This is a genomic window from Prosthecomicrobium sp. N25 (assembly GCF_037203705.1).
Taxonomy (GTDB): Bacteria; Pseudomonadota; Alphaproteobacteria; order Rhizobiales; family Ancalomicrobiaceae; genus Prosthecodimorpha.
The window spans coordinates 316,306-330,635 of record NZ_JBBCAT010000001.1 but is presented as its reverse complement, the minus strand read 5'-3'; the positions used below and the strand labels follow the sequence as shown (position 1 = coordinate 330,635).

11 protein-coding genes are annotated in these 14,330 nt (G+C 71.8%); all 11 read left to right on the top strand.

The window, feature by feature from the left end; all coding sequences use genetic code 11:
* The first annotated feature begins 1 nt into the window (after position 1).
* The 11 genes from xdhA (at position 2) to guaD (ending at position 14,153) form a co-directional block, all read left to right on the top strand.
* On the top strand, positions 2 to 1,507 hold the full coding sequence (gene xdhA / locus WBG79_RS01510) for a xanthine dehydrogenase small subunit (RefSeq protein WP_337355342.1): 1,506 nt from the start codon (positions 2 to 4) through the stop codon (positions 1,505 to 1,507).
* A complete protein-coding gene (gene xdhB, locus WBG79_RS01505; RefSeq protein WP_337355341.1) occupies positions 1,491 to 3,821 on the top strand; it encodes a xanthine dehydrogenase molybdopterin binding subunit in 2,331 nt (776 codons plus the stop codon). Before xdhA ends, xdhB begins: the two co-directional genes overlap by 17 nt.
* Positions 3,822 to 4,826: a xanthine dehydrogenase accessory protein XdhC gene (gene xdhC / locus WBG79_RS01500; RefSeq protein ID WP_337355340.1), complete on the top strand. Its 1,005-nt coding sequence runs from the start codon at positions 3,822 to 3,824 to the stop codon at positions 4,824 to 4,826.
* Entirely contained in the window at positions 4,823 to 6,436 is a 1,614-nt protein-coding gene (locus WBG79_RS01495) for an ABC transporter ATP-binding protein (protein WP_337355339.1), read from the top strand. The genes xdhC and WBG79_RS01495 overlap by 4 nt, the downstream gene beginning before the upstream one ends.
* On the top strand, positions 6,426 to 7,511 hold the full coding sequence (locus WBG79_RS01490) for an ABC transporter permease (RefSeq protein ID WP_337355338.1): 1,086 nt from the start codon (positions 6,426 to 6,428) through the stop codon (positions 7,509 to 7,511). The genes WBG79_RS01495 and WBG79_RS01490 overlap by 11 nt, the downstream gene beginning before the upstream one ends.
* Entirely contained in the window at positions 7,504 to 8,418 is a 915-nt protein-coding gene (locus tag WBG79_RS01485) for an ABC transporter permease (protein WP_337355337.1), read from the top strand. The genes WBG79_RS01490 and WBG79_RS01485 overlap by 8 nt, the downstream gene beginning before the upstream one ends.
* Positions 8,419 to 8,508: 90 nt before the next feature.
* The gene (locus WBG79_RS01480) at positions 8,509 to 9,576 is read left to right on the top strand and encodes a BMP family ABC transporter substrate-binding protein (RefSeq protein ID WP_337355336.1); all 1,068 of its coding nucleotides are present in this window, start codon (positions 8,509 to 8,511) and stop codon (positions 9,574 to 9,576) included.
* A 166-nt stretch (positions 9,577 to 9,742) separates the two neighbouring features.
* Positions 9,743 to 10,924, top strand: coding sequence for a urate hydroxylase PuuD (locus tag WBG79_RS01475; RefSeq protein WP_337355335.1), 1,182 nt, complete (start codon positions 9,743 to 9,745; stop codon positions 10,922 to 10,924).
* A gap of 131 nt (positions 10,925 to 11,055) precedes the next feature.
* Positions 11,056 to 11,568: a 2-oxo-4-hydroxy-4-carboxy-5-ureidoimidazoline decarboxylase gene (uraD, locus tag WBG79_RS01470; protein WP_337355334.1), complete on the top strand. Its 513-nt coding sequence runs from the start codon at positions 11,056 to 11,058 to the stop codon at positions 11,566 to 11,568.
* A 4-nt stretch (positions 11,569 to 11,572) separates the two neighbouring features.
* The gene (locus WBG79_RS01465) at positions 11,573 to 12,838 is read left to right on the top strand and encodes an allantoate amidohydrolase (RefSeq protein WP_337355333.1); all 1,266 of its coding nucleotides are present in this window, start codon (positions 11,573 to 11,575) and stop codon (positions 12,836 to 12,838) included.
* Positions 12,839 to 12,854: 16 nt separating this feature from the next.
* The gene (gene guaD, locus WBG79_RS01460; RefSeq protein WP_337355332.1) at positions 12,855 to 14,153 is read left to right on the top strand and encodes a guanine deaminase; all 1,299 of its coding nucleotides are present in this window, start codon (positions 12,855 to 12,857) and stop codon (positions 14,151 to 14,153) included.
* The last annotated feature ends 177 nt before the right edge of the window (positions 14,154 to 14,330 follow it).

Genomic DNA, 14,330 nt, shown 5'->3' with positions numbered 1-14,330 from the left:
CATGACCGACCGGGCACCCCGCGACCGGATCCGATACCTCTCGCGCGGCGAGGTGGTCGAGGTTGCCGGGTTCGACCCGATGACGACGCTTCTCGATCACATCCGGCTCGGCCGCGGTCGCACAGGCACCAAGGAGGGCTGCGGGGAGGGCGACTGCGGGGCCTGCACGGTCGCGATCGGACATCTCGTCGGGGAGCGTGTCGTCTACGAGCCCGTCAACGCCTGCATCGCGCTCCTTGGGCAGATCGACGGCTGCGAACTGGTCACCATCGAGGATCTGGCGACCGCCGAGGGCGGGCTTCATCCGCTGCAGGCCGCGATGGTGGAGCACCACGGGTCGCAATGCGGCTTCTGCACGCCCGGGATCGTGATGAGCCTCTTCAGCCTCTACCAGGGCGAGGCGGCGATCACCCGCAAGGCCGTGACCGACCAGCTCGCCGGCAACCTGTGCCGCTGCACCGGATACCGGCCGATCGTGGACGCCGCGCTGGCGGCTTCGGCGGCGCGGCCGGCCGAGGAGCCGGCGGACCGGTTCCGGGCGCGGGCGGCGGAGACCGCGGCAGCGCTCGCCGCGCTCCGCGACGGGGCGGATCTGAGGGTCGGCTCGGAGGAATCCTTCATCGCCGCCCCGACCAGCCTCGAGAGCCTCGCGGCGCTCGCCCTGGCGCATCCGGACGCGACCCTGGTGGCCGGGGCGACGGACGTCGGCCTCTGGATCACCAAGCAGCTCCGGGTCTTGCCCAAGATCATCCTCTTGGGCCGGGTGGCCGGCCTCGACGCGGTCACGGACCACGGCGATCGCATCGAGATCGGCGCCACCGCGACCTACGCGCGGGCCGAGGCCGCCCTGGCGGCGATCGACCCGGACCTCGGCGAGCTCTGGCGCCGGATCGGGTCGAAGCAGGTGCGCGCCTCCGGCACGGTCGGCGGCAACATCGCCAACGGCTCGCCCATCGGCGACACCCCGCCCGCGCTCATCGCCCTCGGGGCGACGCTCACGCTCCGGCGCGGCGAGGAGCGCCGCACGATGCCGCTCGAGGACTTCTTCCTCGCCTACGGGCGGCAGGATCGGCGGCCCGGCGAGTTCGTCGAGAGCGTGACGGTGCCGAAGCTCGCGGCCGGGCAGCATTTCCGGGCCTACAAGATCTCCAAGCGCTTCGACCAGGACATCTCGGCCGTCCTGGGCGCGCTACGCGTGACGGTCGCGGACGGCCGGATCGCCGAGGCGCGCGTCGCGTTCGGCGGCATGGCCGCGACGCCGAAGCGGGCTGCGGGGACGGAGGCCGCGCTGGTCGGGGCCGTCCTGGCGGATCCCGCCACCTGGGCACCGGCCCTGTCGGCCGTCCGGTCGGACTTCACGCCGCTCTCGGACATGCGCGCCTCGGCGGCGTACCGGGCCGAGGTGGCCGCGGCGCTGGTCGAGAAGGCGCTGATCGAGATCGCCGGTCCGGCGGCGCCGACCCGCATCATCGGATCGAGGGAGGCCGCTCATGAACGCGTCGCCTGAACCGGCCGCTCTCGACGCGGCCGAGCCGCTCGCCGTGGTGCGGCGGCCAATCGCGCATGATTCGGCCGAGAAGCACGTCCAGGGCAGCGCCGCCTACGTGGACGACGTTCCGGAGCCGGCGCGCTGCCTGCACGTGGCGCCGGGCTACGCCCGCTCGGCCGCGAAGGGGCGGATCACGCGACTGGACCTGTCGGCGGTGGCGGCCTACCCGGGCGTGGCGGCGGTGCTGACCGCCGCGGACGTGCCGGGGGTCAACGACTGCTCGCCGTCGGTCGGCGGGGATCCGGTGTTCGCGGCGGGCGAGATCCTGTTCCACGGCCAGGTGGTCTTCGCGGTCGCCGCCGAAACGCGCGACGCGGCCCGGCGCGCGGTCCGGCTGGCCGTGATCGAGGTCGACGCGGAGAAGCCGGCCGTGACCGTCGAGGACGCCCTCGACCGCGGCACCGACGTGCTGCCGCCCTACGGGTTCCTGAAGGGCGACGTCGAGGCGGCGCTGGCCGCAAGCCCGGCTACGATCGGCGGATCCATGCGGATCGGCGGGCAGGAGCACTTCTACCTGGAGGGCCAGGCGGCGCTCGCCGTGCCGGGCGAGGACGGGGACATGTGGGTCCTGACCTCGACCCAGCATCCGACCGAGGTGCAGCACATCACCGCCAAGGTGCTCGGGATCCCGGACGCGGCCGTGGTGGCGGAGTGCCGGCGCATGGGCGGGGGCTTCGGCGGCAAGGAGAGCCAGGCGACCCAGTGGGCGGTCATCGCGGCGCTGGTGGCGCGGCGGACCGGGCGGGCCGCGAAGCTGCGGCTCGACCGGGACGACGACATGATCATGACGGGCAAGCGCCACGACTTCCGGGTCGACTGGCGGGCCGGCCACGACGCGGACGGGCGGATCACGGCGGTGGACGTGTCGTTCCTGGCGCGCTGCGGCTACTCGGCGGACCTGTCGCTCGGCGTCAACGACCGCACCATGTTCCACGCCGACAATGCCTACCTGTACCCGGCGGCGCGCATCCACTCGCGGCGGCTCCTCACAGATACGGTCTCCAACACCGCCTTCCGGGGCTTCGGCGGCCCGCAGGGCATGCTGTTCGCCGAGCGCATGATGGACGCGCTGGCGATCCGGCTCGGCATCGACCCGCTCGACGTCCGGCTGCGCAACCTCTACCCGCGCGAGGGCGGGACGACGCCCTACGGCATGCCGGTCGACGACAACATCGCGCATGAACTCGTCGCCGAACTGGAGCGGACGTCCGACTACCGGGCGCGCCGGGAGGCGATCCGCGCCTTCAATGCGGCGAGCCCGTATCTGCGCAAGGGGCTGGCGCTGACGCCGGTGAAGTTCGGCATCTCCTTCACGCTCGTGCACCTGAACCAGGCTGGCGCGCTCGTGCACGTCTACACGGACGGCTCGGTCCAGGTGAACCACGGCGGCACCGAGATGGGCCAGGGGCTCTACCTCAAGGTCGCGCAGGTGGTGGCGGAGGAGCTGGGGGTCGGGCTCGACCGGGTGAAGATCACCGCGACGACGACCGGCAAGGTGCCCAACACGTCGCCGACGGCGGCCTCGTCGGGGTCGGACCTGAACGGCATGGCGGCGAAGATCGCGGCCGGGACCATCCGCGGGCGGATGGCGGCGGTGGCCGCGGAGGCCTTCGGATGCCCGGCGGCCGAGATCCGTTTCCGCGACGGGCACGTCTACGGCGGCAACCGCTCCATGACCTTCCCGGAGCTGGCGCGGGCCTGCTACCTCGCGCGGGTGCAGCTCTCCTCGACGGGCTTCTACAGGACCCCCGGGATCACCTGGGACCGGGCGAGCGCGACCGGCCGGCCCTTCCTCTATTTCGCCTACGGGGCGGCCTGCGCGGAGGTCACGATCGACACGCTGACGGGCGAGATGCGGGTCGACCGGGCCGACATCCTGCACGACGTCGGGCATAGCCTCAATCCGGCGATCGACATCGGGCAGATCGAGGGCGCCTTCGTGCAAGGCATGGGGTGGCTCACCACCGAGGAACTGGTCTACGATGACGCCGGACGGCTGCGCACCCACGCGCCGTCGACCTACAAGATCCCGACGGCCTCGGACGTGCCGGCGGACTTCCGGGTGGGGCTCTTCGAGTCGGGCGGCTGCCGGGCGGACACGATCCATCGCTCCAAGGCGGTCGGGGAACCGCCGCTGATGCTGGCGATCTCGGTCTTCTCGGCGATCACCGACGCGGTCGCGAGCCTCGCACCGGGCCGGGTGCCGCCGCTCGACGCCCCGGCTACCCCGGAGGCGATCCTGACGGCCGTCAAGGCGATGAGGAGCCGCTGAATGCTCGCCTGGAGCACGCTCAGCAAGGGACTGGAGACGCGGGGCCGCGCGGCCCTGGTCACGGTCCTGCGCCCGAAGGGCTCCACCCCGCGCGAGGCCGGGGCGCGGATGGTCGTGTTCGCGGACGGCGCCTTCTCGGGCACGATCGGCGGCGGGATGCTGGAATACCGCGTCATCGAAGCGGCGCGCGCCATGCTGGCGACCCGGGACACGTCCCCCGCCGCCTTCACCCTCCTGCCCTACGCGCTCGGGCCGGAGCTCGGGCAATGCTGCGGCGGCCGGGTGGAGGTCGCCGTGGAGCTGTTCGGGCGCGACCGGCTGGCCGAGGTGGCGGCGCTGGCGGCGCTGGAGGCGGCAGGCCCGTTCCGGACCGTCGGCACGATCGGGCCGGACGGCGTCCGGCGGCGCATCGCGGGGCCGGCCGACGGACCGGGAGCGGCGCTCGTCGGGGGCGAACTGCATGAAGCCTTCGGCGAGGCGGCGCGGGTGCTCTACCTCTTCGGGGCCGGGCACGTGGGGCGGGCCCTCGTGCTGGCGCTGGCGCCGCTGGCCTTCCGCGTGGTCTGGGTGGACGCGCGGCCGGACGCCTTCCCGCCCGCGGTGCCGCGGACCGTGACGCTCGTGCGGCCCGACGACCCGGTCGCGGCGCTCGCGGGGGCGCCGGACGGGGCCTTCGTCCTCGTCATGACGCACGACCACGCGCTCGACCTCGCCATCGTGGACGCGGCGCTCAGGGACCAGCGCTTCGCCCATGTGGGGGTGATCGGCTCGGCCACGAAGCGGGCGCGCTTCGAGAGCCGGCTCGCCGCGCTCGGGCACGGCCGGGCGGCGATCGAGCGGCTCGTCTGCCCGATCGGCGCGACGGGACCGGCCTCCAAGGATCCGGCCGTGATCGCGGCGGCGACCGCGGTGGAACTGATCGTCGCCGACGAGACGGCGCGCGCGGCGTCCGCCCCGGCCGGGGCCAGGCCGCGGCTGGTGGCGGCCGGAGGGAGGGAGCGGTGACGATCGTCGACGAAGCGCCGGCTGCGACAGCCGAGGCGGGCGGCCCGGGGCCCTTCCTCCTGGAGGCGCGCGGCATCACCAAGCGCTTCTCGACCCTCGTCGCCAACGACCATGTCGACCTCGCCCTGAAGCCGGGGGAGATCCATGCGCTGCTCGGCGAGAACGGGGCCGGCAAGTCGACGCTGGTGAAGATGATCTACGGCTCGCTGCAGCCGAACGAGGGCGAGTTCCGCTGGATGGGACGGCCGGCCACCATCGCCAACCCGGCGGCCGCGCGGAAGCTCGGCATCGGCATGGTGTTCCAGCACTTCTCGCTGTTCGAGGCGCTGACGGTGGCGGAGAACATCGCGCTGGCGCTGCCGAAGACGCCGATGGCGGCGTTGTCGCGCCGGATCGAGACCGTCTCGCGGGAGTACGGGCTGCCGCTGCGGGCGGACGCGGTGGTGGCGGACCTGTCGGTCGGCGAGCGGCAGCGGATCGAGATCGTGCGCTGCCTGCTGCAGGAGCCGAGGCTCCTCATCATGGACGAACCGACTGCGGTGCTGACCCCGCAGGAGGCCGACCAGCTCTTCCTCACGCTGGAGCGGCTGGCCGGCGAAGGCTGCGCGATCCTCTACATCTCGCACCGGCTCGAAGAGGTGAAGCGGCTCTGCCACGCCTCCACGATCCTGCGCCACGGCAAGGTGGTGGCCCGGGTCGACCCGACGAAGGAGACGGCGTCGAGCCTGGCGAAGCTGATGGTCGGCGCCGACGTGCATTCGGTGAAGCCGGCACACGGGCGCCCGGACGGCAAGGTGCGGCTGCGGCTCGACAGGCTCGACCTGCCGGCCAACGGGCCCTTCGCGGTCGCCCTGACGAAGGTGACGCTGGAAGTGCGGGCCGGCGAGGTTGTGGCGATCGCGGGCGTGGCGGGGAACGGGCAGTCGGAGCTCTTCGACGCGATCTCGGGCGAGCGGCCGGCCGACCGGCCCGACGCGGTGACGGTCGACGGCGTCGCCTGCGGGCATCTCGGCGTGACGGCGCGGCGCGGCCTCGGGGCCGCCTTCGTGCCGGAGGAGCGGCTCGGGCACGGGGCGGTGCCGGGGTTCCGGCTGTCGGAGAACGTGGTCCTGACGCGGCACGCCACGGGCGCGGGCGGCGGCCGGTCCGGCGTCTTCCTGGACTACGGCGAAGCCGCCGCGACCGCCAAGCGGGTCGGCGAGGCGTTCGACGTGCGCAAGGGCAAGCCCGACCCGGAGGCGCGGGCCCTGTCGGGCGGCAACCTGCAGAAGTTCGTGGTGGGGCGCGAGCTCGACCGCAAACCCCGGGTCTTCGTCGTCAACCAGCCGACCTGGGGGGTGGACGCGGGCGCCGCGGCGCTGATCCGCCAGGCGATCCTGGACCTCGCGGCGGACGGCGCCGGGGTCCTCGTCATCAGCCAGGACCTCGACGAGATCTTCGAGATCGCCGACCGCATCGCCGTCGTGTCGCGCGGGCACCTGTCGCCGGCCTACGACGCGCACCTGATGACGATGGAGCGGCTCGGACTGCTGATGGGCGGGGCGCACGGCGACCCCGCCGCGGTCGACAAGGCGGGCAGGCTCAGGGAGCACGACGGCCATGCGCATTGAGCTCGAGAAACGCCCGGAGCGCGCGGCCGTCTTCGCCTGGGCCTCGCCCCTGATCGCGATCGCCCTGACGGTGGTGACCGGCGGCATCATCTTCGCGCTGGCGGGCGTCAACCCGCTCCTGGGGCTCTACGTCTTCTTCGTGGAGCCGTTCACGACCCTGTGGTCGATCGAGGAGCTGATCGTCAAGGCGACGCCGCTCGTGCTGATCGGCGTCGGGCTCTCGGTGGCGTACCGGGCGAACGTCTGGAATATCGGGGCCGAAGGGCAGTTCACCATGGGGGCCGTGTTCGGGGCGGCGGTGCCGATCCTGGCGACCTCCTGGAACACGCCCCTGACGCTCGTCGCCATGCTGGTGCTGGGCGTGATCGGCGGCATGGTGTGGGGCGCGATCCCGGCGCTGCTCAAGACGAAGACGGGCGCCAACGAGATCCTGACGAGCCTGATGCTCGTCTACGTGGCGGGCCTGCTGCTCGACTGGCTGGTGCGCGGGCCCTGGCGGGACCCGAAGGGCTACAACTTCCCCAAGTCGGTCAGCTTCGAGGACTGGCAGACCATGCCGCTGCTCGGCGAGGGGCGGGTCAACATCGGCGCGCTGGTGGCGCTCGCGGCCGCCCTGATCCTGTGGGTGGTGATGAGCCGCACGCTCAAGGGCTTCGAGGTCCGCGTGCTCGGCCAGGCGCCGCGGGCGGGCCGCTTCGCCGGCTTCTCGTCGGACCGGATGGTGCTCTTCGCCTTCCTGCTCTCCGGCGGGCTCGCGGGGCTCGCCGGCATCATGGAGCTCGCCGGCACGGTCGGGCAGCTGCAGCCCGGCATCTCGCCGGGCTACGGGTTCACGGCGATCATCGTGGCGTTCCTCGGCCGGCTCAACCCGATCGGGGTGGTGTTCGCCGGGCTGGTGCTGGCGGTCAGCTACCTGGGCGGCGAGGCGGCGCAGGTGGGGCTCGGGATCTCGGACAAGACCGCGCGGGTGTTCCAGGGGATCCTGCTCTTCTACATCCTGGCCTGCGACACCCTGATCCTCTACCGCATCCGGATCGTCGGGCGCTCGCCCGCGGAGGGCCGCGCGCATGCTTGAGGCGACCATCCTGACCATCATCACGGCCGCGACGCCGCTCCTCTTCGCGGCGATCGGCGAACTGGTGACCGAGCGCTCCGGGGTGCTGAACCTCGGGGTGGAGGGCATGATGGTGATGGGGGCGGTCGCCGGCTTCGGCACGGCGTTGACGACCGGGTCGCCGCTCCTCGGCATCCTCGCGGCGGCGCTCGCCGGAATGGGGCTGGCGCTCGTCTTCGCCTTCCTGACCCAGACGCTGGTGACCAACCAGGTGGCGAGCGGGCTGGCGCTGACGCTCTTCGGCATCGGGGTCTCGGGGCTCGTCGGCGAGCGCTTCGTCGGCCAGCCGGGCGTCAGGCTCGAGAAGCTCTCGATCCCGGGGCTGACGGACCTGCCGGTCGTCGGCAAGATCCTGTTCGGGCAGGACCTGCTCGTCTATCTCTCGGTCGCCCTCGTGCTGGCGGTCGGCCACGTGCTGTTCCGCACCCGGACGGGGCTCGTCATCCGGGCGGTCGGCGACAACCACGGCTCCGCGCATGCGCTCGGCTACCGGGTCACGGCGGTCAGGACGGGCGCCATCCTGTTCGGCGGTGCCTGCTCGGGGCTCGGCGGGGGCTACCTGTCGCTCGCCTACACGCCGCAATGGGTGGAGAACATGACGGCCGGGCGCGGCTGGATCGCGCTGGCGCTGGTGGTCTTCTCGTCCTGGCTGCCGCTGCGCGCCATGGTGGGCGCCTACCTGTTCGCCACCGTCACCATCCTGGGCTTCGCGGCGCAGGGCTTCGGGCTCGGCGTGCCGGCCCAGTTCCTGTCGTCCCTGCCCTACCTCGTCACCATCGTCGCCCTCGTGATCATCTCGAAGAACCGGCTGGTCATGCGCGCCAACACGCCCGCCTGCCTCGGCCAGAGCTTCGTGCCGGATCGGTAGGGCACCGAAAACGGCCCCCGCGCCTGCGGTTCCGCGCGGAAAGGCCGAGCCAACGGATCAAGGGACCGCAGGCGTCACGGAGGTACCTCGATGAAGAAGTGGATTGCGGCGGCCGCCGCGCTCGGGATCGGCCTCGCGGCCGGCGCGGCGAGCGCGCAGGAGAAGCTCAAGGCGGCCTGGGTCTATGTCGGACCGGTCGGCGACTTCGGCTATTCCTACCAGCACGACCAGGGTCGCAAGGCGGTCGAGAAGGCCTTCGGCGACAAGGTCCAGACCAGCTTCGTGGAGAACGTGCCGGAAGGCCCGGACGCGGAGCGTGCCATCGAGCGCCTCGCGCGCGACGGCAACAAGATCATCTTCACCACGTCCTTCGGCTTCATGGACCCGACCATCAAGGTCGCCAAGAAGTACCCGAACATCTTCTTCGAGCATGCGACCGGCTACAAGCGCGAAAAGAACGTCTCGACCTACTCGGCGCGGTTCTACGAGGGTCGCTACGTCATCGGGCAGATCGCCGGCAAGATGACGAAGTCGAACACGATCGGCTATATCGTCTCGTTCCCCATCCCCGAGGTGGTGTCGGGCATCAACGCCTTCATGCTCGGCGCACAGTCGGTCAACCCGAACGTCAAGGTCAAGATCATCTGGGTGAATTCCTGGTATGATCCGGGCAAGGAAGCCGATGCCGCCAAGGTGCTGATCTCGCAGGGAGCCGATATCCTGACGCAGCACACGGACTCCACGGCGCCCCTGCAGGTCGCGCAGGAGAAGGGCATCCTCGGCTTCGGGCAGTCCTCCGACATGGCCAAGTTCGCCCCGAAGGCCCAGATCACCGCGATCACGGACGACTGGGACCCCTACTACATCCGGCGCGTCAAGGCCGTGATGGACAAGACCTGGAAGTCCGAGGACACCTGGGAGGGCATGAAGGAGGGCATGGTGGTCCTGCCGCCCATCCAGAACGTGCCGGACGACGTCAAGAAGATGGCCGACGAGACCGCCGCCAAGATCAAGGCGGGGACGCTCAAGCCCTTCGCGGGACCGATCTTCAAGCAGGACGGCAGCCAGGTGATCCCGGCCGGCAAGGAGCTCGACGACCCGGCGATCCTGGGCATGAACTGGTACGTCAAGGGCATCGACGACAAGCTGCCCCAGTAGGGGCCGCGGCCTCGCGAGTCCGGCGGCGGCGGGCCGCCGCCGGCGTCGCCCGACATGATCGCCCTGCCCCGGCGCCGGCGCGCCATCCCGACCGGCGCCGGCCTCTGCACGGAACTTGCAAGGGCCGAGCGGCCTCCCGGCCGCCGCCCTTTCGAACGGACCTTCCATGGAAGCCTTCGCCGCAGACTGGCTCAACCTCCTGATCCGCTGGTTCCACCTCGTCGTGGGCATCGGCTGGATCGGGGCCTCCTTCTACTTCATCGGCCTCGACGTCTCGCTGCGCAAGCGGGCCCAGATGAACGAGGGGGTCTATGGCACCGCCTGGGAGGTCCATGGCGGCGGCTTCTACCATGTCGAGAAGTACCTGGTCGCGCCGAAGCAGCTGCCCGAAGACCTGATCTGGTACAAATGGGAGGCCTATCTCACGTTCCTCAGCGGCTTCGCGCTCCTGGTGGTGCAATACTACTGGAACGCCAAGGCCTACCTGATCGACCCGAAGGTCCTGGCCCTGGCGCCGTGGCAGGCGATCCTGATCTCGATCGCCGGGCTGGCGGCTGGATGGGCCGGCTACGACGCGCTCTGCCGGTCGCGGCTGGGGCAGAACACGACGGTGCTCGCCGTGCTGGTCTTCCTGATGATCGTGGCGGCGGCGGTCCTCTTCGCGAAGGTCTTCTCCGGGCGCGGCGCGCTCATCCATGTCGGCGCCTTCGTGGGCACCATCATGGCCGCCAACGTGTTCATGATCATTATTCCGAACCAGCGGAAGATCGTCGCGTCGCTGCTCAAGGGCGAGGCGCCGGACCCGCGGCTCGGGGCGATCGGCAAGCAGCGGTCGGTGCACAACACCTACCTGACGCTGCCGGTGCTGCTCATGATGGTGTCAAACCACTATCCGATGCTGACCAATCACCCGCAGTCCTGGCTGCTGGTGGCGCTGGTGCTGGTCATCGGCGGCACGGTCCGCCATTTCTTCGTGCGGCACGAGGCGGGTGACCCGATCGCGAAGGTCGCCTGGGCGCCCGGCGTGGCGGCCGTCGGAATCGCGGCGGCGCTGGTCCTGACCGCGCCCCGGACCGACCCGGCGCTCGCCGGGATCCGGGCGAGCGACGCGGACGTGCTGCGCGTCACCGCGACCCACTGCACCGCCTGCCACGCGGCGAAGCCTCGCCACGAAGGCTTCGCGGAGCCGCCCAAGGGCGTCACGCTCGAGCACATCGACGACATCCGTCGCTATGCGCAGCTGATCGACCAGCAGGCGGTGAAATCCGACGCGATGCCGCTCGGCAACGAGACGGGCATCACCGACGACGAGCGCCGCCTGCTCGGCGCCTGGATCGCGAGGCAGTGACGATGCCGCGTCCGGGGGGACGGATCGTCGCGGATACGGGATATTCCGGAGGCGCCGGGAACGCGTGCCGCCTTGCGCAGCCGGTTCGAGGATGCGAGGTGAAGGGACTTGCGTCTGAGCGGGTCCGTCCCATGCTGTCTCTGGCCGAAGTCAACGCCCTGTCGATCGACGCCTTCGTGGCCCGGTTCGGCGACGTGGCCGAGAATTCCCCCTGGGTCGCCGAGGCGGCGGCGGCGATGCGGCCCTACCGGTCGCGCGACGCCATGGTGGCCGCCTTCGCGCAGGCCGTCCGCCGCGCGCCGCGGCACATGCAGGTCACGCTGATCCGCGCCCACCCCGACCTGGCAGGTCGGGCCGCCATGGCGGGCGAGATGGCCGAGGACTCCCGGCGCGAGCAGGCGGGTGCCGGGCTCGACCGGTTGAGCCCGGAGGAGTTCGAACGCTTCACGGCGCTCAACGGGCTCTATCGACGGACCTTCGGCTTCCCCTTCATCCTGGCCGTCAAGGGCGCCACCAAGGAGCAGATCCTGGAGGCCTTCGAGACCCGGGTCGGCAACACGCCCGAGGTCGAGTTCCAGACCGCGCTCGGCCAGATCGGCCGCATCTTCCGTTTCCGCATCGAGGACCGGGTCCTGCCCGGCTGAGCCCATGGCCGACATGCTCGCCATCCACGACCTGGGCGCCCGGGCGCTCGACCTGCTCGACCGGCTCGCCGCGGTGACGGACGAGCCCGGCCGCATCACGCGGCTCTACCTCTCGCCGGCGCACCGCCGGGCCGCCGACATGGTGGCCGGGTGGATGCGCGAGCGCGGGCTCGAGGTCAGCGAGGACGCGATCGGGACCCTGCGCGGCTTCCGCGCGCCCAGCGCCGCGGGGCCGCAGGCGAACCGCCGGCTCCTGATCGGCTCGCACATCGACACGGTGATCGACGCCGGCAAGTACGACGGCAACCTCGGGGTGGTCGCCGGCCTGCTCGTCGCCGAGGAGCTCGCGGCGCGCGGCATCGCGCTGCCCTTCGGGCTGGAGGTGCTCGCGTTCGGGGACGAGGAGGGCGTGCGGTTTCCGACCTCCCTGTCGTCCTCGGCCGCGGTTTCGGGCACCTACCGGGCGGAATGGCTGGAGATGGCGGATCGCGGCGGGGTGACGCTGGCGGACGCCATCCGGGCCTATGGCGGCGACCCGAAGCGGATCCGCGAGGCCGTGATCCCGCCCGGGTCGGTGATCGGCTATGTGGAGTTGCATATCGAGCAGGGGCCCGTGCTGGAGCACAAGGGCGAGCCGCTGGGTGTCGTGACCTCGATCGCCGGGCAGTCGCGGTTCCGCATCACGATCGGGGGCGAGGCCGGCCATGCCGGCACGGTGCCGATGCCGCTCCGGCGCGACGCCTTCGCGGCGCTGGTCGAACTCGCCGGTTTCATCGAGCGGGTCGGGCGGGAGGGGACCGGCGGCCTCGTCGCCACGATCGGGCGCGTGGACGTGCGGCCCGGCGCCGTCAACGTGATCCCCTCCGAGGTGGAGGCGACGCTCGACATCCGGGCGGGGGCCGACGCGCCGCGGCTGGCCGCCATCGAGCGCATCCGCTACGAGGCCGACCAGATCGCCAACCGGCGCGGGGTGAAGATCCGCTTCGAGCGCTTCGCCGACACCCCCACCTGCCCGATGGACGAGAGCCTGCAGGAGGGGCTGGCGCGGGCGGTCGCCTCGCTCGGCGAGAACACGCGGCGGCTTCCCTCGGGGGCCGGGCACGACGCCATGGCGATGGCGCGGGCCTTCCCGTCCGCCATGCTGTTCGTCCGCTCGCGGGGCGGCATCAGCCACAACCCGGCCGAGTTCACGAGCGTCGCGGACCTGGGGCTCGCGGTCGAGGCGATGGTCCGCTTCGTGGCGGACCTGGCCGCCCGGCATGCGGCCTGAAGGAGCGCGAACCGCCATGAAGCTCATGACCGGCCGCGTCCTCGACTTCACGGGCGACCCCGCGCTCGAGGGCGACGGGGCGGTGCGCTACGCGGAGCACGGGGGCGTGCTGATCGGCGACGACGGGCGGATCGCGTGGAGCGGGCCGATGGGCGAGCTGCCCCCGTCCGCCGCCGGGGTGGCGCGGGAGGACTGGGGCGAGGCGATCCTGACGGCCGGCTTCGTCGACGCACATATCCATTTCCCGCAGTACCGGATGCTGGCGGCGCCGGGGCGCGACCTGCTCGACTGGCTCGCGCGCTTCACCTTCCCGGAGGAGGCCCGCTTCGCCGAGCAGGCTCACGCCGAAGTGGCCGCCGGGATCTTCCTCGACCGGCTCCTGGCGCACGGGACCACCGCGGCGCTGGTCTTCTCCTCGGTGCACAAGGTCGCGGCCGAGGCGCTCTTCGCCGCCGCGGAGGCGCGCGGGATGGCGCTGGCGACCGGCAAGACCATGATGGACCGCAACGCGCCCGCCGCCGTCACGGACGATCCGGAGACGGGCGGGCTCGACAGCGAGGCGCTGATCGGGCACTGGCACAAGCGGGGGCGGCTCGTCTACGCGATCTCGCCGCGCTTCGCCATCACGTCGAGCGAGGCGCAGCTGGCGGTGTCGGGCGCGCTCCTGAAGGCCCACCCGGACTGCCTGATGCAGACGCATCTCTCCGAGAGCCGGCGCGAGATCGAGACGGTGGCGGCGCTCTTCCCGAACGACCGGGACTACACGGCCGTCTACGAGCGGCACGGGCTCCTCGGCCCGACCTCGCTCTTCGCGCATGGGATCCACCTCTCCGACGACGAGTGCCGGCGCCTGTCGGAGAGCGGCTCGGCGGTGGTGCACTGCCCGACCTCCAACACCTTCCTGGGCTCGGGCCTGTTCGACCTCGCGCATGTGGGGGCGCCGCACCGGCCGGTCGGCTTCGGGCTCGCCACCGACGTCGGCGGCGGCACCAGCTACTCCATGCTCGCCACCATGGGGGAGGCCCACAAGGTCGCCATGCTGGCGGGCCGGCGGCTCCCGGCCACCCGCTCCTTCTACCTCGCCACCCTCGGCAACGCCCGGCTGATGCATCTCGGGGCCGAGATCGGCAGTCTCGACGCGGGCAAATGGGCGGACCTCACGATCCTCGACCCGCGCGCGACGCCGCTGCTTGCGGCCCGCGACGACCTGTCGGAGAGCCTCGAGGACCGGCTCTTCGCCCTGGCGGTGCTCGGCGACGACCGGGCCGTGGCGGCGACCTACGTGGCCGGGCGGGAGGTCTACCGGAAGGCGTGAGGGCGGGACCGGGCCGGGCTGACGTGGCGCCGGGCCTCCCTGTTTGTCTTTGCCGGGTAGTCCTGACGCTCGGCGGCGCTCTGCATTAGGCTCGACACAGGGGACGATTCTGAAATCGTGTTGTGAATGTGGTTGACTGAGGAATCAGTTGAGGTTCCAATACGCATAGCACGGTAC